Here is a 22,166-nt window from a genome sequence, read left to right on the forward strand (position 1 = left end):
ATTGGTTGCCCTATTTTTAGAAAGGTGGAAATGTAAATGAATCAAAACTTAACGATAGATGAAAAGTCCACAAAGAGATCCTTTTATATTATTTGTATTGGTTTACTTGTAACTTCACTTGCGTTAGCAACACACTTACCTGCATATCCCGCGATGGTAGGGGAATTTCAACTAGGAGCGGGTTATGCTGCATGGATGCAGTTGGGTTTTGCATTCGGGATGACAGGATTTCAACCTTTGTTTGGATGGCTAGGTGATTATTTAGGCCAAAAATTTATCGTGCTCGTTGGTTTTATTTTTATGGCAATTGGATCGGCTATTGTTGCAATCTCCCCTACTTTTTGGGTTTTAATCTTGGGTCTTTTTTTCAAAGGACTTGCTGGTTCAGCGATAATCCCTGTAGGGTTTGCATATGTTGGAAAGTTTTTTTCAGAGGAAAAGCGTGGAAAGGGACTCGGTGTAGCTGCAGTCTATAGTGTTGTCGGAGCAGCCGCAGGACCAACAATTGCTGGGATTTTTGTAGATACTTTAGGTTGGGAATCGAGCTTTTGGCTGACTGGAGTTTTAGGAGCTGCAATGTTTTTAGTTATTGTTTTTACAGTACCTAATGTAAAAGGAGATAAATCGAAAACATTTGACCTTCAAGGTGTATTATTAATGCTCCTTGTATTAATTGGACTTTTAACCATACCGACGTTTATAAATGGTTATGGATATAATTCGGTGATGTGGCTTCCATCCCTTGGGGTTTTTGCTATTGCACTTTTCTTCTTAGTACTTGTTGAAAAAAAGAAGAAAGAGCCTCTACTAGATATAAGTTATCTATCTAATCGACATTTTTGGGTACCATCCGTACTTTCGATTTTTGTTTTCTTGCCTTACGTTGGAGTTATGTATTTACTATCATTCTTCCTGCAAGATATACAAGGGAAGCCATCTACTTTGGTTGGACTTATGCAACTTGTTATATTTGGTGCCACGGCAGTAGGTAATTACTTTGTAGGAAGATGGATGATAAAATTCTCTCCTCGTTTTACTATCGCATTTAGTGCATGTATGCTCATTAGTGGTGCGGTATTAATTGTATTTGCAAATCAAAATACAACCATTTTCTATATTGCTTCCTGTTTAGCGTTAATGGGACTTGGTATTGGATTAATTGGGCCAGCTAATAAGGCAGTAGTTTTAGCAAAAGCAAATAAATCTCGTATTGGAGTTACTACTTTTACATTTTCTACCATTGAAACTACCATTCAACGTGTAGGAGCTTCATTTGCCATTGTAATGTTCGCATTATTTTCTGTAGGAGGAAATGGAATGAAGGCTTTTACAACAACAACTTTAATTCTTGCCGTCTTCTCTGTTTTTACCTTACTATTTGTTCTTTTTATACCGAAGAATGTGGTTGGTTTTAAAAATACAGAAGTAGATATAGAAGGAAATGCAAAAGAAGAAAAGTTAGTATAGGATTTTAGTGTGGGAGTGCCAGACTTGGCGAGCAGTGAGGTTGTTCGTCATTAGGAAAGGAAATACAACAAGAAAATGGTTGTTATTTCCTTATATTTTATTTTCTGTACTTAACATAAATTTCTTAAACGTTAAATTTCATTTCTACTGTTTCATTTCTCCCTAAAAAGTATGTACTTCCTTCCTAGGTTTTTACAATGATACAAAATCGTATGAGCCTCAGGCATTTCATCTTTTAAGTCGTTTCTTATAATTGTGGTAATGTATTCCTCTTCACCAAAGATACCTTTGACTTTGGATGTTTAGCAATATAATTTATGGAGCTATAATCTCAGTGATTTTTTTGCTGTACTTTGAGAAGTCATTAGAGTGATCATCTTTCATATGCTATAGGTCCCTGAACCATTAGCTTTGGTTCAATTGTGTATGAAAAATCGTACTGCAATTCCCCAAGAAAATCGTCCTTCACATCTTCATCATGAAACGCTTCCTCATAAAGGTTCTGCGCAGTCGTAAAATCCGTTGTTGGTTCTTCTAATAATCAGGCTGCATGAAGCAGCATCTTATCCGATAAGTATTTGTAAAAGACTAAGCCTAGTAAATAACGCTTATATTCGTTTGCGTCCATTTTCGATCTTAGAATATCCGCTGAATTCCATAATGCCTGATATAACGTTGTTGATTTATTTTCTGCCATGTTTTATTCTCCTAATATTATATTGAATACTTCTCTCTTATCATTATCATTCAAAGCAAGCTTTGCTGGTAGGAGCACTATCTGATATAAAAGAACTACGGTGGAATTCACCAAAATTCCATTTCCACACTATCCGCATTTTGGTTTATAATTAAGAGGTATCCCATAGAATAGTAGATAGATTTTTGTGATGGGAAGAATATGAAGTAGGTGAGTATAATCGATTTGATAGAAACACGAGTGCGTGGGTTTACCCGGGATATCAGGCATCCAAAACAAAAAAAGAAGATTAATATAAATGATTTGGAGTTTCAATTACGTAAGCTTTTAGATAATTATTTTGAGATGAATGGGTATGAAAGGTTTTACCAGACAGTAGAAAAATTGCAGGATGAAGGCGTACTCACACCGATTCAAAATAAACAATATAATGGTAAGTCACCAGCTCTCCCATTGTACTACTGGGTAAATGTTAGACATGAGGAAACGAAATGGGATCGGCTGGAGATGATGAAGTTAAGTAATCACTTCGATTTTTCCTATTATGAGCACCACCCTGAATATCAAACCAAAGAAGAATGGGTACGAATTGAAAAATTATATACATTCCTACAAACAGCCCGGGAACGGGAGGTTGTGTCCATCGAAGAAAGAAGTCTTGAACTGTTTGGACATGAAAAGTTCCTATTAGATAGTGATCTTTTTCCCGAGGGGCGTGGATTTTTAACTCGAATCGGCATTCCTGAAGAACAGTTGAAAATGATGAACTATGGGGAGCCTTTTGTGTTTTGGCTGAAGCAGGGAAAAGAAATGAAGGATGTACAGCGGATCCTGGTTGTGGAAAATCTATCATTCTTCCATACTTCTATTAAGTTGTTGGAAGCGGAGGTGCTTGATTATGAACCCGAGTTGATTATTTATGGAGAAGGAACGAAAATCGAACGGAGTTTTTCTTTTTTCTTTCAAATATTTCCCCCGAAAAACTACCTATTTTATTATGTAGGTGACCTCGATGCTGCGGGGTATGGGATTATCATTCGGTTAATGGAGAAGTTTCCAGATACTAGTATCCAGCCCGCATTAAAAATATATCGGAAAATGCTAGAGTGCCTAGACCAACGAAATGAACAGAAACTCGGGCAAATGCAAAATACGAAATACCGCGATGCCTTTTTCCAGTGGTTTACGGAAGAGGAACAGCGTCTTTTAAACCAATTATGGGAAGAAAATAAGCGAATTCCACAAGAAGTTTTAACGATTGAAACATGGAGGCGATGGCAGTGAACGAATCATGGGAAGGCTTTGCAGAAAGAATGCAGCGACTAAATCCACTGTTTGAGCTGGGCCGAGGAATGGAAGTCGGCGAGTTAAAACCCTATATCCAAACCATCCTCATGCAAGTGCTCCTCACCATCTTTTATCGCGAATTAAATGATGATGACCAGCGGCGGAAATCCGATATTAAATATATTGTAGAAGATACGATCAAGCAAATGAAGCTTTTAGCGGATGAGAAGCAAATTGAACGGATTACGAGTGGGCTCCTGTACTCGGGTAAAGAAGAGTTCAGCAGGCCATTTGAAGCCTATTATTATGATGAAGTTCGGCAAAATTGGGAGACACAGGTCTTCCGATATGTGACGATGGATGAAGTCTATACGAATTTAGAAATTGGTAATTCCCTTGTATATAAACTGACAGATGTAGCGCAGGAAATGATCTTTATGAGCAGGGAAATGGCAGAAGAGTTTTCAATTACAATTGAACAACTTTATAGTATTCAGCTGATTAAAAACGGTAATTTTCGTAAAGCAACTCGAAATCTTGATCACCTCATTTCACGTGTCAACCGCTTAATGGCCAAAGAATTCTCCTTCAGGCAGGAAATGACCAATAATCCCAAAATCCTTTTAATAGAAGCAGAGAGGCAAAGAGCTGACAATCGGATTGAAATTGAAAAGCAGTTTGAAGAAGAAAAGAATCACTTCCGGACCATTACGAGCATGATCGAGAAAACCAAACGCCAAAATGCGGAGGATGACGTGGTTCATCGGGAATTGGTTCTCCTTCAAGAAAAAATTGGACATTCTAGGGCATTGCATGATCGCTTTGCAAAACTCGTTATTCAAAATATCTCGTACGAAATGAAATTAAAGGCGGAAAATCCTTCCTTGTTTTGGGAGAACAGTCTGGTGTCGTTTCGGGAGCATATGTATGAAAATTGGTTCTTGAAAGAAGGTGTTCAGGCTTTTTCCGAAGTGGAAACAATCCTCTCACCGTTATTTTCACCGAAAAATGCATTCATTTTTCCACTTGATTGGATCTGGGGCGAGCAAGAATTCGATGAAAGAGAACAAATCGATGTTACAGAAGAAGATGAAGAGAAAGAGCATATCGTAGAAAAGCGTATCACCAATTGGGATTCGGTCGTTAAGGCATGGAGTTATGTTTTTCAATTTTTACAAGTAAATAAAGAGTTTTCCTTAACCGATTTATCTGAGTTGCCTTTAGAGGTGCAAGATTTATGGTTTGAAGAATCGGAAACAATTGATTTATGGATGATGTTTGATAAAAAACCGCTGAAGGTGCAAGTTCTCCATCGGAATGAAGCGACGATTAGTGATGAACGGGAGATTCTACTTTACAAATTGATGCAGGAATATGCCCAATTTGAGCAGTTTGAAGGTTTAAAGATTTATACGGAATTTGATCATCGTGCTGAGCCATTCGTCTGGTATGAGATGAAGATCACACCGTTTAAAATCTGTGTAGAAGAGGAGAGACAACAATGAATGCAGAAATCATCAAAAAAGCGTCGGCTGTCTATTTTTCATTATTAAAAGAAAAAGTGATTGACGAAACAAGTGAATTTTTTCAGGACTATTTTGAACCGGAAGTAAGACAGACAGTCCTGTTAATGGCTGATGAATCGGGTACATATATCATTGAATCGCCGAAACGGATTCACTTAGTCGTTCAGCCAACGGGTTCTGTCTTTGCGACCAATTTTACACATATGAGGGAAAAGCATAAGCAAGTCGAAACGAAAAAACATTTTCATCTCATTAGTGTCGTGCTGATGGCTTTTTTAGCAAGTATTGATCGGAATCAGGCTGCAAGGGTTCGAACCAAGCGGGAAGGTATCAGCTACTATTCCTTAGAACGGCAAGTGAATGATCTTATTATGAATTGGGATAGTATCCTGAAAACAAATGCCGATTTTGGTGTGGAAGAGCGAATTGATATGAAAGACGTGGTCACGACCTGGAAGTATATGGAGGTTGATAAAGATGATTTTGGCGTTAAAAAAGCCAATAAACGGACACGTATCGGTCTGATTGCAAGTTCCATAAAGCTACTAGAAAACGAGGGACTTGTCGTAGTTCTCGACCCTGATGATATACCTAAGGTCATACCGAAACAAGAACTTTTTGAACGAATTGAATACTTATATCATGATTATGACCGCTATGAATTTATGAAAAAATTGGTGAAACAAAAGGAGGATGAGCATGCCGAAGATACACAAGATTAGAATTGTTGGCCTAAGATACGATGGCATGCAAAAACAATATAAAGACACGACGTTTAACTTTCATAATGAAAAGACTTCTACGAATGGTCTAATCTCGATGATGAACGGAGGCGGGAAAGGGGTTTTCCTACAAGCTATTTTTCAAATGATTAAACCTGGAACAGCTTGGGGTAAACAAAACAATCGGTATTATCAGCAGTTCTTTTTTAATCAAAAGGAGCAGTTCATCCCGTATACCTTTCATGTGCTGATCGGGTGGGAATTAGATGGTGCTGATCGCCATCATCTCATTACAGGCGGCATGTTCTCGGCAGAACAGCGCATTTCGATGAATGAGGAAGTCGAAGCTGAAAATAAAACGTTGGAACAAGAGGCAAAAATCATTCCAAATATTACATTTTATACGAGGGAATTTGAGACGAAAGAAGAAGGAGCTATCGAGCATATTCCTCTCTATGAAGACGGACAAGTTGCGGAAAATGAGAGTTTGAAAGACTATTTACGCTGGAATGGCTTTGATGTATATAAAGATACGAAGAAGCATTATCGGATTCTTGATACATATGCGATTAACCGTAAAGACTGGGATGTTTTAAAAGATATTAACAAAGACGAAGGTGGCGTAGGGAAATACTTTGAGGGAGCAGAGGATGACCATTCCCTCTTCCAAAAGCGTATCGTTCCTACGATTAGTCAGGTCTTACATCGAACGGAACATCAAAAGAATGATTTAGTAGAAATTTTCAAAAGTCAGGCCAGTATTGCAAAAGATTTGCCTGTGTTGTTAAAACGAGAACAAGCTCATAAGGAGTTTCTAGAAGATATTGTTCCGTTTGAAGAACACTTGGCTAAAGGTGCCGAGCATAAAGAAATTGTTCAGCAAGGAATTAAGGAAGGCCGGCAACTCTTGGGGGCTCTGGAGCATTTAAAGGGCATCGAACAACAAACGCTCCTTTCTTTAGAAAAAGAGATGGAGGAATTACTCGGTAAACAAGATGATTTACGTTATCAAAAGGACAATTTAGAATTTGCGAAATCCCATCGTGAGGTTTTGGACTGGGAAAAGAAATTGGCTGACGAAAAGAAGAAGCATGTATCCTTACAAGAGGTTGCGGGAGAAAAGCAGGAACGAAAAGACGAACTGGCATTTCAACTTTTACTAAAAGAGTGGAGTGAAATTGAACAAGTTATACGTTCTCTTTCGGGTTCCATTGTGAAGCTGGAAGAAAACAGTGCTTTAGAAGAAGTCAATCAACGGATGGATGAAATTAAAGCGGAAGCAAGAAAACAATGGGAGCTATCCTTTGATGGCTTGCAGAAGGAAGTGCAGCAGTATTTCGGTTATCAAAAATATCTGAAAAAGAAAGCGGCAGAGCTTGCTAAACAGGATAAACAAAAAACCGAGGAGATTGCTAGAATTCGTACAGAGATTGATAATCTGTATACAGAAATGCATGCTTACGAGTCAAAGGAAGCAGCATTAACAAAAGAATTTGGTGACAGGTTGACCTATGATTTACCAGGTTTAATCGATAGTTTTTCAAAACAAATGGAAGATAAAAAGGCACGCCTAGAAGAAATTCAAGCTAAAGACCAAGCTTCGAGTGAACGGCAAAACAAATTAGCATCTGAAGAGGGGACATTGTCCCAATCCATTCAGTTTTCTGAAGAAAAATGTGAAGCGTTGACGAAAGCTAATGCTGTTCAAAAAGAAAAAGAAGTTAAACTTAAAGCAAAGCTTATGGCTTACCTAGATGCTGTTGCAGAAACCTTTACGCCTTCGCTTTTATCTAATTATGCACTCCAGATAGAGGACATGTTGAAGCAAACCTTAGAACAAGCGGAAGTTATCAAGAAGGAATTATGGGAAAGCCAGCTTGATTATTCCTTAAATGATGAGCCCTTCTGGATTGCCAATAAAGATATAAAAGAATTAAAGGAATGGATTGATGAGAAGACTGGGATCGATGTGTTTTATGGAAGTCAATTTCTACAATCCCTCAGTCCAGAGGAACTAGCGAATCAATTGGGCGCATATCCTCTTCTTCCGTATGGTTTAGTCGTTAGCGGGCAACAATGGGAAAAGATTAATCAGCAGAGCTTTAAGGCTCGGATGTTTAATAGTCCGGTTCCGATTTTCTTACGGGAGGAAATGACGAACAATCAGAGTCACGCCGCTTTTGTTGTTCTGAACGGAACCGAGAAAGAACTGTTAACGGATAAACGTCAATTTTCCAATTGGAAGATTAAAATCTCCGAAGCCATTGAAGAGAAGCAAAATACACTGAGCGAACTGGAAAAAACAGAAAACGCCTATCGTCGCATATTGAAAGAAATCGATCGATTTGTATCGGCTGAGCTTTCGAGTGAGATTGAAAAGACATTGGTTGCTGAACGGAGTGCCCTTCATTCAAAGAAAACACAATTACAAGAAATTATCACCAAACAAGAGAAAGAAAAAGAAATAAGGCAGCAGTTAAAAGAAGACTTGGAAAAGACTCAAGCTAAAATTGAAAAGCTATCTGAGAATGTAGCTCGATTAGAAGCGTTTGCGAATGAGAAGGAGCTTTATCAAGAAAATAAGCGGGTTAAACAAGAGAAAGAGAAACAAAAGGAATCTATTACGAAGGCTCAACAAGAAATCAGTCAAGCACACGAAGAATTCGTGGCGCTCGAAAGCAAGTGGAATCATACGTATTTAGAATGGAAGCTTTCTGTCGAACAATCGATTAAGGAAATTGCCTTCTTCATCCCCGAAGCAGCGTTTCCAAGTGAGAAAAAAGGTGAAATATCCGAAGAGGGCCCACATTTATCGGCCCATATTTTAGAAGAAATAACGGCAAGTATACAGGCGTTAAATAACTTGCATAAATCAAAAGAAGAACAAGCTGGAGAGTTGCTCGTTATTCAGACCAAAAAAGAAGGCGAACGAAAGAATCAAAAGAAACTCGAGAAAAAATTGAAGGCTCTAAACGAAGCGTGGATGGACGCACAAGAGCCAGAAGAACCCATTTCTATTTTAGAAAATATGTTGAAAACGGCAACGAAGGACACGAAGGCAGCAGAGAAAGAAGAACGAGAACAAGGGACGGCAGTCACGGTAGCGGAAACGTCAGTTCAGCACGCAATCACACAACGGGAAAAGTCTGAGAAAAAGGTAGCGAAGCATGAAAAACAACCTGAGGCTTGGGAAGACTTGGATTTAGAAGTGAAGGCTGTTGAAATTAAGGACCAAACGAAGAAAACGAAAGCTGATATTAAAAATACGGAGAAACGCCAGAAGGAAGCGGAAGCGAATATTGCGGCTTATGAAGGCGATATGCTGACACTATCTGTTATTTTGAAGGAGGAAGCTGCCGTTTTCACGGATGAAGATGTTGAAAAAATTAAGCGAACAGGTAAATCCTGTATTCTTTCCTGGTGTGAGAACCATCAAGCCTTACAGGAAGAAGGCCAAGAAAAGCATGCGAAGATTGAACAATCCCTACGTAATTTAAAACTGACCATCGAAGGGAAAGATTGGGAGATTCGTTTTAAAAATGAAGTGTTAACCACATTGGATCATATGGATACAAGGCATTATAGCCATATCAGGACCGTTGTGAAAAATATGAAGCGATTCTCACAAAGTGGTTTGGAACAATTAGAACGGGATAAGGAAAGAGCGGAAAAGGCGCAAAACTTCTGGGCCAGTCGCGCGAGTATGAAGGTTATGAGCATTTCAGAAGCCATTCGTGCGATGACTGCAAAAATGAAGCTGAAAAACGAACGAGGAACGTTCCCACTTGTGCAGCTCAAAGAGGATATTTTACCGAAAAAGGCAGAAGAAATAGAGCCGCTTTTAAAACAGCATTTTGTATCAGCTATCAATGAAATTACGAAGCGATTTGATTTAATTGACGAAAATAATCGGTCACTGGACCAAGAAATTGAACAACTCGTTAGTGATGAGAAGATATTATTTGTGTCGCTTAGAAACCGATATCCGGAGCTCCTTGTCTATAAGATGGGAACGGACAATGCGTTTATGTACGGGAAACCCGTGCGGGAGCACTATTCAACATGGCAAACGATTAATCAAGGTTCGAAGACGAAATCTGATGGTAGTGGCGGACAAAAGTTATCCGCTCGAATGGTGATGATGATGATGTTGTTATCTGTGAAGAGTGAAACGGATCAAAGTTGGGTTCCACTAGTTGTGGATAATCCATTTGGACAAGCCGCATCCGCCCATGTCCTCGATCCAATCTTTGCTGTCGCGGACAAACTGAAGTTCCAATTCATCATTGTTACGCCACCTGAATTGGTGAAAACAGAAATTAGCCAGCGATTTGAAGCCTATTATAAACTCGACTTCATTCGTGAAAAAGGGAAAGAAATTATTACGGACACGATTGTACCTGCTTTTCGAATTTTTCAAGGCGAGGAAATCGGGCAATAACATATAAGGAAAGATTAGATCCATTAGCCATAAAGATAGATAGCTTATAGCGAAAGTAATTGAGAAATTTATAAGCAACATAGAATAGGCTCAGAGCAAATGCTCTGAGCCTATATATCTTGAAAAAATATCAATAGACTTTATCTCATCTTCTGCTTGCGAATGCGAATAGTACCTATAAGTGGGTTTAATATTTTTGTGAATATTAACCTTACAATATTATTCTATGTAACTAATAGTATAAATCTTCCTTAGTTTGTAAATAAATATTAATAAATTGCTAAATTAGGAAGAGGTGCGGAATGAAAAAGACTATTAATTTACTTATTGCGATTATAGAGGTATTTGTAGACGGGAAACGTGTAGCAGAAGAATTAAACAAAAGAGTAGGTTAGGGCTGTGGGGTCTAGTCTTATAAACTGAACCAATATAAGAGTATCTATTAAATAAATGGGACAAATTAATTAATAGATACTCTTAAACTAGAAGTAAGGGGAAATTTAATCTTTTCTATAATAGATTTTATGACAGAAAATTGTTAAAATATTAATTGTAGCAATTACATAAAGTGGATGGGCGGTTAGCCAACTCCCCGGTGAAGGGAGGTGGTAAAGATGACGGTATACGAAGCAATCATCGTGGCATTAACATCAGGTCTAGTTCTCGTAAATGTGCTGATACTTGTAATGCAAATCGTCAGAGAAATAAGAAAAAAGTAACTGTCCATCACCCCGACCAAAGGATTGGATAGTTACTTTTTTGGTAATTATAAAATTCTGGTCAACCGCTCTTCATGCGGAGGTAGTTGCTTAGGCCTGAGTATAGGTGTACTCAGGTCTCTATTTATTTTAATCCTATCCAATTTATATTATACATGAAATAATGTAATTTTCAAATTTAATTAATGGAATAGTAAAAATGGCCAGTCCCCCACTGTACTAAAGTGATAGTGTAGTGGGGACAGATCCCAAAAACAAAATAAATTCCTGATGTTATAACGGGAATTGTGTAAAATGGAAGGAAGATTTAATTGAATAACACACAAAAATTACTGGAGAGACAGGCAAAAGAACATAAAAAGTTATTCGAAAAATTTATGATAGATGAAAAATACCTTCATCTTCATGGTACGGAATTTCACATGGTGTTTTATTTGAAAGGAAAACGTAATACTGGTTTTGGACTTATTTCCCCTGATTCGAATGTGCCATTAGACTCGTTTGATGATGCATTAGGGAAAATCGCTTTATTGTATACAAATGCAGGTAGTATCAATCAAAATGGTGGCCAGCGGGCAAGAATAAACATGGATCCTTTCAACAGGACATGGGAATGTCTCGATAAGATATTACATGAAATAACACTATCAGATGAACAAAAATATAATTATGAGTACTGTTATCAAGCATTATCTCAAACTATGGAGCTACAAAAGGAACAAGTAAAATTATACGATGAATTTATACAATTGATGAGGATGAAAATTCACGAAGGTTTTCAAACGGAAGACATTGACTACATGCTAAATGTATCGGGTGAAATGGATTATATTCAATACAAACAACTAACAAGTGAATTCAATTCAATTGATAAGTATAAATACATAAGTGAAGACATCCATCAAAAGAAAGAGCTTGCTAAGTTTGTAAGCTTTGAAGTTAAACGATATTTAAAGCAATTCGCAAGTGATAAACAAAAATTACAAGCTGAAATTCAAAAAGTTACATATGTTGACCAAATGGAGAAACTTACAAAAGAAGAGCATCTCGAATTGGTGAAACAAAAGATACTTCGTGAACAAGAACAAGGAAATATAAATTTAAGAAAGGAAATCCGTTTTCCGAAATTTATCTAAACTTCATTAATGTTCAAATTAGAGCATCATAATGTGTTATTAGGTATTGCATCAATTCTGGCCTGTTCACCTGTCATTTAGCCCATTTATTTAACATTAGGAACACCACTTTTATATAAATTATTTCAGATTAATTATTAAATTTATAAGGTATTATAAATGTGGTGAAATTTTAAGTTTGTGATTCAATCTATTGAAAAGATACATAAAAAGAGGCTATGACAAAAGCCATACCCCCTACTGGACAAACATTATTATTTATTTTTGTCTGCATACACGGCCATCGCATCACGCATGAATTTGGCTAAGCCTTCACCAAATTTGTCGATGTTCTTGGTGAAGCGCTCATCATCAATGTACATTTGACCTAATCCTTTGAATGCCTCAAGAGAGTAGTTCTCGAATGTGTTTAAGAACTGGTACCACTCCTTAATACTTTCTTGAGCCTCCTTGGAATCAGGTGAAAGATTGCGAATGGTAGCAAGGCTACGAAAAATTCCATTGAATTTTTCTTGATCAAAAGCAGTCATGTTTTTCGCTTTTTCATTTGCTTCATCGACTGCTTTATCACCCCACATTTCTCTTGCTTCTTTTTCATACAGGTTATGGCTTAAAGTCAAAGCCTTCGAATTTTTCTTGTTTTGACATTTGTATTTCTCCTTTCGAATGTTGAATGGTTTTTTCAATTGTCCTGATCATTTTATCGAGTCGGCTCTTTTTTTCTAGAAGCATTTTATGCTGAAGTTCCAGTGCTTCCTGCCGGTCAAATGATGGGCTATCAATGATTTCTTTGATTTTTTTTAAAGGGAAGCCGAGTTCTCTATAAAATAAGATTTGCTGCAGGGTTTCGAGATTCGCTTCAGAATATACACGATAACCAGCCTGAGTGGTTTCCTCTGGGATTAATAATCCGATTTCATCATAATGATGTAGTGTGCGCACACTAATTCCCACTAAATCAGCAACTTCCTTCACTTTCATCTTGTTCGCTCCCTTCACTAGTTACTATAAAGTATCCCGTAACGTGAGAGTCAATATGAATGATAAATTTATTTTTAATTATTAACATCAAGTTGCAAAGCTTCAATAAGGATATAAATCATTCCGCAGGGAGAAAAACACTATATAAGAACCTAGTAAGGGGACTGACCCCGAAATTCTGTAAATGAATAACAAGCAGTATCTCACCTCACTAGTGTAAAATCCTATAAATTCAATGATTCCAGACTTGTTTCGACGACCTTGACTACGGGGATCAAAAATAGAAAACCTCACAAATGTTACTACATCAACGTTTGTGGGTTTTTTATTTTCGAAAAACATTATATAAATAATTGTTTCATGGAATACTAGAATAATATAACCATTTACTAAATAACAATTTAAAGGAGCGATAAAAGTGGCTAATTATAGATTAAAGACCCAACTAATAGAAGTAGTAGATAATCAATTACGTGATAATGACCCGAAATGTACAAAGAGAACTTTAAATAGATTAATGGATTTCGGCTATACAAAGGATGAATCAAAAGAGATGATTGCGGCTGTACTGACTGAGGAGATTTATGATGTTATGAATAGTAAAGAAAGATTTAATGAAAAGCGTTACTGCAAAAGACTAGCAAAACTTCCAGAGTACCTTGAAACGTATTCTATGGATTCAGATTTGGAAGGGAATGTACAAGCTCCAGTGGTTAATGAACAGAAAATCGGTAGGAATGATCCTTGTTTATGTGGTAGTGGGGAAAAATATAAGAAGTGTTGTGGTTGAGGAATGCTGGTTATGGAATCTGATGCTATTTTCCCTTTTTCGGCTTTTTTTGGTATTATATTTTCACATATAAAAAAGGGGTCTATCATGCTGTTCAAAAATCCAGACTAGCTCTTGTGATTGGTAGTTTAGAATTATAAAAGCGAGTGGTAGAATTAGTGATTTGAGAAGTAGGGGATTGCCCCTGAAACTCCCATCTCCTTTACTACGAATATTTTGATTCAGTCATCTATAGACTAGATATATATAGTCATAAAGGGGATGGGTCTTATGGAAAGTTGGATTAAAAGCTTAAAAACGGATACGCCTCAAGAGGGTTTTGAATTAGCTATTAAGCTGGCACAAAAGGGAGTGGAATATACACAGCCTTCCGTTCCAGTTAGAAAGAAGCTACGGCCGAAGTATTCAAAGAATGCAGATAGTCTAATCGCCGCCTCACAAGTTATTTCGATTCATTTTCAAACAGTAGCTGCAGCAAATAACTATTGGAAATCAAATTTTGAGTAATCTGCTTTAATGATGAAAAAACTGTCCCTCTATCCTTGAGCCCAACTACCTCCCTATTTGCTTCACTTTTAGTTCCAACTCCTTTGCTGGGAGAGGATGGCTGAAAAAGTATCCTTGTCCGATGACGGAGAAGTTTTTTAAGACTTCTACTTGTTCTTTTGTTTCAATGCCTTCTATAATAATTCGTTTATGATTATTTGTTGCATCGATAATTGCACTCAGTATAGCCATTTTTCGTTCGTTATTTAATAAGTCATCAATAAGTGATTTATCTATTTTAAGTGTGTCATAATCAAGATTAGCTATTAAGTATAAAGAAGAATAGCCTACTCCGAAGTCATCTATTGCAACCATAATCCCAAATTCTCTCAAATCTTTAATTGACTCGGATGATTCTTCAACATTAAACATGACCCTTTCCGTAATTTCGATTTCAAGAAATTTAGGGTTTATTTTCTCTTTCGATATGATTTCTTTTACTTTCCGTACGAAATTAGAATCCCTAAATTGTCTTACTGATACATTAATAGAAATGGGGACGTTAAGTAATTCGTGTTTTTCCCATTGTTTGATTTTGCGACAAGCCTCATTCATAACCCATTCTCCTATTTGAACAATGAGTCCTGTTTCCTCAGCAATTGGAATAAATTCATTAGGGGATACAAACCCGAATGAAGGGTTCCATCGAAGTAGAGCTTCTATTCCTAACAGTTTTCCGGTTTGAATATCGACTTGTGGTTGATAGTAAAGTTTTAATTCTTTTTGTTTGATTGCCTTTCGTAAGGAACGTTCTAATTTTAATCTACGAGTGACTTTCTCATTCAATTCCTTTGTGAAAAGCTGATAATTGTTTTTTCTCTGTTCCTTTGCTAAGTACATAGCTAAATCTGCTTGTTTAATCATTGATTCTAAATCCAGCTTGAAATCAGAATGTATGCTAATACCGATGCTGAGGGTGACAACAATTTCATGTCCAAATAGGTTCATTGTCTGATTCATTACTTTAAGAATAAGTTTAGCCAATTGAATGGCCTCTTCTTCTGTTACATCCTCTAAAATAATAATAAATTCATCTCCACCAATTCTTGCAATTTTGTCATGTTTACGAAGACATTTTATCAATCGTTCAGAGACGCGTCTTAGGAATAAATCCCCTATGTTGTGTCCAAGTGTATCATTAACATTTTTAAAATTATCAAAGTCAATAGAGAGGATCGCAATGGTTTGCTGGTGTACTTTTGTTTTCTCCACTACTTCAGAAATGTAGTTGTAAAACCATGTACGATTAGGAAGACCTGTAAGCTGATCTGTATAAGCAAGCTCTTCTATTTTCTTGAGTGCTGCTTTTTCTTTTGACATATCTTTAGCAATTCCAAATACTCCGCTTACCATACCTTCTACGATAATTGGTATATTTGTAACATTTATTGGAATTCTCTCCCCATTTTTAGCAATAATCTCTATTTCGTATTTTTGAGGTTTGCCTTCAAGCGCTTTTTTAAAGTTTTCATTCGTTATATCTAAATATTTAGAATCAACAACGTCATGATAAGACATTTGAAGTGAATCGTCCTTAGAGTAACCTAACATATCCCAGACGGTAGAATTAAATTCTGTATAGTGACCTTGTGGATTCATTGAGAAAACGAGATCTGGATTATATTCAAAGAGGGACCGGTACCGTTGTTTTTGCTCGGCCAATTCCCTTTTTACTTTCTTTTGTTCTGTAATGTCTCTTAGTACTAGCTGAAAGGCGGCTTTATTATCATATCGTATTCCTATCCCTGCGATTTCTACATCAATAATGGAAGCCTTGAAGGTCATGATTTGTAACTCCATCGATTTTACTTGTTCCCCATTTTGTAATTTCTGAATACGATCCTCAACCACTGCTCTATATTGGGGGAGGATAAACTCAATAATTGACTTTCCAATTAGTTCATCTTTATTCGTTGCATGAATAATTTTTAAGCAGATTTCATTTACAAATAAAATTTCTTGTCCATCATGAACAACAATTGGTTGGGGAGATAGTTCAACAAGGTGGCGGTATCGCTCCTCGCTTTCCTTTATTTGATTAAATAAACGTTTTGATTTTTTTAATGCACGATAGTCATGAAAGGCAGTAAATAGTGCAATAATCATGATAATAAGTGTGCTGCAAGAAAGAAGGATTCCTAATGTAAATGTATCAATCTCATTATTTAATGAATGGTCGTGGTTTTGCTCTGGAAAATGTGTTGCCTTTATACCTGCAAAGTGCATGATAGAAATAGTAAGCCCCAAAACAATTGCAACAAGTCCCTTGTTTACGTTTGAAATGTGTGGTCCCTCTTTCATTTTGGCAAATAATACAATAGAAATGATTGAGAACACGATCGAAATGAAAATGGAAAGGAAAAAATAAATTGATTGATATTGAATTTGAACAGGTTCATGCGTTGCAAATGTTGCTATGTAGTGTAGTAGAATAATTCCAATACCAATCATAACTCCACTTAACACTATTTTTGCTTTTGTAAGGGGATCGGCATAAAGAATGTAAAATGCAGCAAATGCAGATAAAAGTGCACTTAAGTAAGATAAAAATAAAAGGGATACATTATAAGTCATTGGAGAGTCGACATGAAAAGCAATTATTGCAATAAAATGCATGGAAAAGATACCGGTACCCATCACTAATGTCCCAGAAATAATCCAGCTCATCTTTCTAGAGCGTTTACCATCAAAAATTCTTTCCACCAAAACTAAAGTAGTATATGAAGAGATTACTGCAATAAATACAGAAAAAATTGCCAATAAAGGATTAAATGCTGCCTGAATCATTCCATAACTCACTCCATTTAGAAAAAAATTGTTGATTGCTCAGGTGACTTGGTTTAGTATTTCTCATAAATAGAATGTTTAACCTTAACTACTCGGTAGAGGATCATGACGGCTTTTTTCTGTTAGTCGCAAGTAGAGGGGAGGCAGAACCAGCTTGCAAGTTAAAATAGAACTCAAACATAAGTGACTTTGCAGTGAAACAATTGACCAGCTTTTCGAATACGCAAATCATTAATTTAAGAAAGATGTAATCAAAAATTGTTGCCTGAAAGTGCCAGTAAAATAATAATAGATACTATCTTAACAATCCTGTATAATTCGCTTATACAGGGTTTTTAAGCTTTAATAAAAAAATTTGCAAACTATGATGGCAAACAAAATAAGTTTATTTATGCATTTGTTGCTAGAGGAGAACACAGAAGATGAAAAAATATAATGTCACCTTAGGTTTACTACTATTGAATTTATTCATTGCGTTTTTGGGAATTGGTCTAGTTATACCAGTATTTCCAACGTTAATGAATGAGTTAGGAATTACTGGAACAACGGTTGGTTATCTTACTGCAGCTTTTGCGATTGCTCAATTGATTGTTTCACCAATCTCAGGGAAGGCCGTAGATAAGTTTGGTAGAAAAATTATTATCGTCATCGGGTTATTTATATTCGGTATATCCGAATTTTTATTTGGATTAGGTACGAATATTGAAACATTATTCATTTCTCGTATATTAGGTGGAATTAGTGCTGCATTCATTATGCCAGCTGTTACAGCCTTTATAGCAGATATTACGACAAAGGAAACGCGCCCGAAGGCATTGGGTTATATGTCTGCTGCAATTAGTACAGGTTTTATCATTGGACCAGGCATAGGTGGATTTTTAGCGGAGATTGGAACACGAGTACCATTCTTCTTTGCTGGAGGGCTTGGTACAACTGCTGCAATCCTCTCTATTATTGTATTAACGGAGCCAAGGCGTGAGGAAGAAAGTAGTGATGTACTAGAATCTGAAGTGAAGATTTCTGGAATCAAACGTATCTTTGCACCAGGATATTTTATTGCTTTTATTTTAATATTTATTTCCTCTTTTGGTTTAGCGGCTTTTGATTCGTTCTTTAGTTTATTTACAGATCATAAGTTTCAGTTTACACCAGGAGATATAGCCATTGTCATTTCAGGTGGTGCTGTTTTTGGTGCAATTGCACAAGTCATCCTTTTTGATAAGCTTACCCGAATTTGGGGTGAAATTAAACTGATGCGTTACTGTTTAATATTATCTGCAATACTTGTCTTTTTCATGACTGTCGTTCAAACATACTGGTCTGTCTTGCTTGTTACATTTCTTGTTTTTGTGGGATTTGATTTATTCCGTCCAGCCGTTACGTCGTATCTTTCCAATATAGCTGGGAAAGAACAAGGTTTCGTCGGGGGAATGAACTCGATGTTTACAAGTCTAGCAAACATCATGGGGCCAATTTTAGGTGGTATATTATTTGATATAGATATTCATTATCCTTACTATTTTTCTACTGTCGTACTTGTGGTAGGGATTGTTTTAACATTCCTCTGGAAGGCTCGGGGAAATGACAGTAGTCATAAAGCGATGACAAGAGTAACTGAGTCTTAATCACTCATTATAGTATAGTAAAAAAGAGGCGCATGAATCATTCATGCGCCTCTTCTATTTAGATGCTATTCTTACATCTTTATGGCAGCACGCTTCGTTAGCTGACGAATAAGAATAATCGTTATGAGAATAGTAACTACTACAAGGGCTGGTGCAAAGCCTTTTGGAACAAAATCTAATGTGGAAAAGCTTTCGAATAATGGTATATCAAGCATTAACCGTATCATGGAGTCCTTGAAAGCAATAATACCAATTGCAATAGCAATAAATAGTATCCCGAATACAACGTTTAAACGATAAAATGCAGCACCTATTAACCAGCCAACTAGATAAAATACGAAGAGATGTAGGCTGAATAATCCAAGGGAAAGAAGAATATTTGATTCTGGATTAATAAATGGTGTTAGTAGGAACGATAGCAAGATCTCACCAATAATATTACCGTCAATATCAATAGCGATTTCATCTAACTTAGGATCAGTTAATACAATATGCGTAAAAAAGTTTAAAATTAATTTTTCTATCAAACTAATAAGATAAGCAAGAATTGGCAGGACGATCGATAAACCAAGACTTGCAACAACATTTCCAAGGAAGTAGTCTTTACGCGTTACACCATTTTCTACATAATATGTCAGAAAAGCTATTGAAATAATACCGATGACTAGCATATAGATATTGGCTCCTACATAGCTGGCAGCATAAAATGTATCTACGTGTTCACTTAAGATAATTTTGCCAAGGTTAATTACTAGGAAAATACCGAGAGCCCAAAAAGTCCAAGTGAGTTGTACCCAAAATAAATCAAAGGAAACTTTGGGAAATAATTTAGGTTGATTCATGTTAATCCTCCTCCTTTGTAAGCTGGATAAACAGATCTTGGAGTGAAACTGGACCAATCGTAAGCCCGAGTTCTAAAGCAGATAATCGATCGGCTTCACTTGTTTCACCATAAATGGTTACGGATCTTGTGTCTCCTAATTGTTCTTCATTGAGTATTTCTTTCCCCGCAGCAAACGTATCCACAGATTGTTTACTACCAACTACGGTCACACCACGAGATACGATATCATCATAAGGTTCTTGAAGAAGTATCTTTCCTTCATTAATAATAATTACCTCATCAAATAAATAATCCATTTCAGAGACAAGGTGTGTAGATAGAATGATAATTCGCGGATGCAATTCTTGATCCTTTAATAGCTCTTTATAAAATAGATCTCGTGCTGGTGCATCCATTCCAAGATATACCTCATCAAAAATGGTGATTGGTGATCGACTAGCTAATCCAACAACTACATTAAATGCAGATTGCTTTCCTTTTGATAGTTTTGCTACCGGTTTTTTACCTTCTAATTTGAATTTTTTTAGTAATTCCATCGCATATTCTAAATCAAAATGCGGACGGTAGCGTTTAATATGTTCGATGATATTTGATGGAGGATCTGTTTCACCAGTAAAATCCTTATCGTACATTAATATTACCTCTTGCATTATCCGCGCGTTTTCAAACGGTTCTTCCCCATTAATGTGTAACTGGCCAGAAGTAGCTTCGCGAAATGAACCAATAATGGACAGGAGTGATGTTTTACCTGCACCATTTCTTCCGAGCAGACCGTAGATTTTTGGTTCGTTTATTTCAAAGTTTATGTCATGTAGTACAGCGTCACTTCCATAAGCAAGATGAAGGTTTGTAGCTTTGATATTCATGATTATTTACTCCCTTTCACTTTTTTAATGTAGGTAAGAATTTCCTCATTCGTAATTTCTAATTTATTGGCTTCTTGAACAAGTGTAACGATATAGTCCTCTATAAATGATTTTCGTCGTTTCTCGAGTAGTTTTTCTCTTGCTCCTTCGGCAACAAACATACCAATACCTCTTTTCTTATATAGTATTTCCTCTTCTACAAGCTGATTTATACCTTTAGAAACTGTCGCATGATTGATTTTGAAATAATTAACAAGCTGATTTGTAGAAGGAGCCTGGTCGTTCGCTTTCAGCTGGTTATTGATAATCTGATCTTCAATTTGTTCTCGGACTTGAATATAAATTGGTTTATCTTCATTAAAATTACTTATCATTAGACTTCCCTCCTTTTTAGGTTATCCTCTGTTATGGTTATATACTTATGTGTATAACTATAACAGGATGTAAGTGTACTGTCAATAAATTTTTGAAAAAATACTGTGAAGGTGTATTATTTGATGAGTAAAAAACGAGACGCATGAATAATTCATGCGCCTCGTATAAATAGTATTAATCTTATGTTTTATCCAGAAAACCTCTCATCCATTTTTTCTTGCTTCGATGATATTCTGTAGGCAGACCTCACTACTACAAAAGCTAAGTAGAACCCTATGAAGACAACGATAAGGACTACTGGTACATAAATGTAATTAGGCCATTCATTGAAAAATGGGCGGTACTTTAAGTAAAAATAATTCCCATCGATAAATGGATTAAGTACATAAACAAAAGCGAAATAGACTAAGAAAAGTAAATAGGCTTTAAGAAATCCCTTGAATTTTGGTCTCCACTGGTAAGCAATGTAACCAAAGTAAGGAAGAAGAATGGTTATTACATGGTTCACGACAAATGATATTCCCATGACGTGATATACAGGATGAATCCGTGACGGGTATAAAAAAGAACCATATGCAAAAAGTCCAAAATAGAACATGATTTCAAGTACTTTTATATTTTTGGTCACCAAAAACCAAATTCCTAGTAAGGTTGAAATTCTACAAATCTGCAATGGGAGTGATTCGGATACATCGAATCCAGTCTCGAAAATGTACCAGCTATAAAGCAAGATTTGTTGAAGAATTGATAGGATGAGAAAGCAAGCTGCAATCTGTTTTCGATTTCTTTTTACCTTATTACGATACAAAATTAGCACTGCAAGAGATATTGCTAGTATGAAAAGATAAATTATATGATCAATGCTAAGAATTTGAATGTACGCAGTATCTTCACTCCACCAACTCATTATTTGTTTCACTCCTTTTTTCACTAGGCTGTTTCTAAAAGATTGTCGTTTTTCAGCTATTGTAGATTAAATTCATAGTTGATATAAATTGTTGACTTACTTAATTCAGAATTATAATCCTAAAAACATCGTTCCGGAAAGACACTTCGCTTTTCGCGGGCGGCTGGTGAGCCTTCTCCGTGCTGACGCACTCCGTAGTCTCACCTAGGCCTATCCTCCCGCAGAACAAGGAAGGCTACGTCAGCGATACATCGCACGCAGAAAAAGTGCTTTTCTTTTTCAAGGAGTCTTCGTGTCTTTCCTCCACTAAGATTCTGCTCTACTTTTATTTGTATTTCGCAAGTGAAAAGTGAGCCATTTCGCAAGTTAATTTTGAGCCACTTTATCAGCACTTGTTTTTATCCATTCTTCGGTTTCTTTCATTCTAAAAGAAGGACCATTCATGTTTAA

General features: G+C 36.4%; 15 protein-coding genes and 1 pseudogene. 9 read left to right on the forward strand and 7 right to left on the reverse strand.

Going from position 1 to position 22,166, the window contains the following annotated elements; translation table 11 throughout:
- Positions 1-36 precede the first annotated feature (36 nt).
- The gene (locus D8M05_RS16660; RefSeq protein WP_121133840.1) at positions 37-1,467 is read left to right on the forward strand and encodes an MFS transporter; all 1,431 of its coding nucleotides are present in this window, start codon (positions 37-39) and stop codon (positions 1,465-1,467) included.
- A gap of 541 nt (positions 1,468-2,008) precedes the next feature.
- Here the strand turns inward: D8M05_RS16660 and D8M05_RS20300 are convergent.
- Complete coding sequence (locus D8M05_RS20300) at positions 2,009-2,164, reverse strand: type I restriction-modification system subunit M N-terminal domain-containing protein (RefSeq protein WP_220667597.1); 156 nt, start codon at positions 2,162-2,164, stop codon at positions 2,009-2,011.
- Positions 2,165-2,374: 210 nt separating this feature from the next.
- On the opposite strand from D8M05_RS20300, the gene D8M05_RS16670 reads away from it, so the two are divergent.
- The 5 genes from D8M05_RS16670 to D8M05_RS16690 all read left to right on the forward strand — a co-directional run bounded on the left by D8M05_RS16670 (position 2,375) and on the right by D8M05_RS16690 (position 11,995).
- A complete protein-coding gene (locus D8M05_RS16670; RefSeq protein WP_121133842.1) occupies positions 2,375-3,448 on the forward strand; it encodes a Wadjet anti-phage system protein JetD domain-containing protein in 1,074 nt (357 codons plus the stop codon).
- Positions 3,439-4,956 (forward strand): hypothetical protein, encoded by a 1,518-nt coding sequence (locus tag D8M05_RS16675; RefSeq protein WP_245985481.1) that lies wholly within the window; start codon positions 3,439-3,441, stop codon positions 4,954-4,956. Before D8M05_RS16670 ends, D8M05_RS16675 begins: the two co-directional genes overlap by 10 nt.
- Entirely contained in the window at positions 4,953-5,699 is a 747-nt protein-coding gene (locus D8M05_RS16680) for a DUF6063 family protein (RefSeq protein ID WP_121133846.1), read from the forward strand. The genes D8M05_RS16675 and D8M05_RS16680 overlap by 4 nt, the downstream gene beginning before the upstream one ends.
- Positions 5,677-10,140, forward strand: a complete 4,464-nt coding sequence (locus D8M05_RS16685) for a coiled-coil domain-containing protein (protein ID WP_121133848.1) — start codon at positions 5,677-5,679, stop codon at positions 10,138-10,140. The genes D8M05_RS16680 and D8M05_RS16685 overlap by 23 nt, the downstream gene beginning before the upstream one ends.
- Positions 10,141-11,170: 1,030 nt before the next feature.
- Positions 11,171-11,995 (forward strand): hypothetical protein, encoded by an 825-nt coding sequence (locus tag D8M05_RS16690; RefSeq protein WP_121133850.1) that lies wholly within the window; start codon positions 11,171-11,173, stop codon positions 11,993-11,995.
- A gap of 254 nt (positions 11,996-12,249) precedes the next feature.
- Here D8M05_RS16690 and D8M05_RS16695 read toward each other — a convergent pair.
- A pseudogene (locus D8M05_RS16695) lies at positions 12,250-12,976 on the reverse strand (MerR family transcriptional regulator).
- 418 nt (positions 12,977-13,394) lie between these two features.
- On the opposite strand from D8M05_RS16695, the gene D8M05_RS20780 reads away from it, so the two are divergent.
- Positions 13,395-13,766: an SEC-C metal-binding domain-containing protein gene (locus D8M05_RS20780; RefSeq protein ID WP_281271929.1), complete on the forward strand. Its 372-nt coding sequence runs from the start codon at positions 13,395-13,397 to the stop codon at positions 13,764-13,766.
- Between the two features lie 270 nt (positions 13,767-14,036).
- Positions 14,037-14,273 carry a hexameric tyrosine-coordinated heme protein gene (locus D8M05_RS16710; protein ID WP_121133852.1) on the forward strand — a complete coding sequence of 79 codons (237 nt, stop codon included), beginning with the start codon at positions 14,037-14,039 and terminating at the stop codon, positions 14,271-14,273.
- Positions 14,274-14,318: 45 nt separating this feature from the next.
- Here D8M05_RS16710 and D8M05_RS16715 read toward each other — a convergent pair whose 3' ends face one another.
- Positions 14,319-17,099 carry a bifunctional diguanylate cyclase/phosphodiesterase gene (locus D8M05_RS16715; protein ID WP_121133854.1) on the reverse strand — a complete coding sequence of 927 codons (2,781 nt, stop codon included), beginning with the start codon at positions 17,097-17,099 and terminating at the stop codon, positions 14,319-14,321.
- A gap of 422 nt (positions 17,100-17,521) precedes the next feature.
- On the opposite strand from D8M05_RS16715, the gene norA reads away from it, so the two are divergent.
- Positions 17,522-18,724 carry a multidrug efflux MFS transporter NorA gene (gene norA / locus D8M05_RS16720; RefSeq protein ID WP_121133856.1) on the forward strand — a complete coding sequence of 401 codons (1,203 nt, stop codon included), beginning with the start codon at positions 17,522-17,524 and terminating at the stop codon, positions 18,722-18,724.
- 71 nt (positions 18,725-18,795) lie between these two features.
- Here norA and D8M05_RS16725 read toward each other — a convergent pair whose 3' ends face one another.
- The 4 genes from D8M05_RS16725 to D8M05_RS16740 form a co-directional block, all read right to left on the reverse strand.
- Positions 18,796-19,566: a hypothetical protein gene (locus D8M05_RS16725; RefSeq protein ID WP_121133858.1), complete on the reverse strand. Its 771-nt coding sequence runs from the start codon at positions 19,564-19,566 to the stop codon at positions 18,796-18,798.
- A gap of 1 nt (position 19,567) precedes the next feature.
- On the reverse strand, positions 19,568-20,440 hold the full coding sequence (locus D8M05_RS16730; RefSeq protein ID WP_379542980.1) for an ATP-binding cassette domain-containing protein: 873 nt from the start codon (positions 20,438-20,440) through the stop codon (positions 19,568-19,570).
- Positions 20,437-20,808 carry a GntR family transcriptional regulator gene (locus D8M05_RS16735; protein WP_121133861.1) on the reverse strand — a complete coding sequence of 124 codons (372 nt, stop codon included), beginning with the start codon at positions 20,806-20,808 and terminating at the stop codon, positions 20,437-20,439. Before D8M05_RS16735 ends, D8M05_RS16730 begins: the two co-directional genes overlap by 4 nt.
- Positions 20,809-20,996: 188 nt before the next feature.
- On the reverse strand, positions 20,997-21,716 hold the full coding sequence (locus D8M05_RS16740) for a YwaF family protein (protein ID WP_121133863.1): 720 nt from the start codon (positions 21,714-21,716) through the stop codon (positions 20,997-20,999).
- Between the last annotated feature and the right edge of the window lie 450 nt (positions 21,717-22,166).

It is taken from the genome of Oceanobacillus bengalensis (genome assembly GCF_003628445.1).
In the GTDB taxonomy this organism is placed as follows: domain Bacteria; phylum Bacillota; class Bacilli; order Bacillales; family Amphibacillaceae; genus Oceanobacillus; species Oceanobacillus bengalensis.

Excerpts from the sequence above, each read along its gene's own strand:
- D8M05_RS16660 (WP_121133840.1), top strand. The coding sequence starts at position 37 with ATGAATCAAAACTTAACGATAGATGAAAAGTCCACAAAGAGATCCTTT.
- D8M05_RS20300 (WP_220667597.1), bottom strand. The coding sequence starts at position 2,164 with ATGGCAGAAAATAAATCAACAACGTTATATCAGGCATTATGGAATTCA.
- D8M05_RS16675 (WP_245985481.1), top strand. The coding sequence starts at position 3,439 with ATGGCAGTGAACGAATCATGGGAAGGCTTTGCAGAAAGAATGCAGCGA.
- D8M05_RS16680 (WP_121133846.1), top strand. The coding sequence starts at position 4,953 with ATGAATGCAGAAATCATCAAAAAAGCGTCGGCTGTCTATTTTTCATTA.
- D8M05_RS16685 (WP_121133848.1), top strand. The coding sequence starts at position 5,677 with ATGCCGAAGATACACAAGATTAGAATTGTTGGCCTAAGATACGATGGC.
- D8M05_RS16710 (WP_121133852.1), top strand. The coding sequence starts at position 14,037 with ATGGAAAGTTGGATTAAAAGCTTAAAAACGGATACGCCTCAAGAGGGT.
- D8M05_RS16715 (WP_121133854.1), bottom strand. The coding sequence starts at position 17,099 with ATGATTCAGGCAGCATTTAATCCTTTATTGGCAATTTTTTCTGTATTT.
- norA (WP_121133856.1), top strand. The coding sequence starts at position 17,522 with ATGAAAAAATATAATGTCACCTTAGGTTTACTACTATTGAATTTATTC.
- D8M05_RS16725 (WP_121133858.1), bottom strand. The coding sequence starts at position 19,566 with ATGAATCAACCTAAATTATTTCCCAAAGTTTCCTTTGATTTATTTTGG.
- D8M05_RS16735 (WP_121133861.1), bottom strand. The coding sequence starts at position 20,808 with ATGATAAGTAATTTTAATGAAGATAAACCAATTTATATTCAAGTCCGA.
- D8M05_RS16740 (WP_121133863.1), bottom strand. The coding sequence starts at position 21,716 with ATGAGTTGGTGGAGTGAAGATACTGCGTACATTCAAATTCTTAGCATT.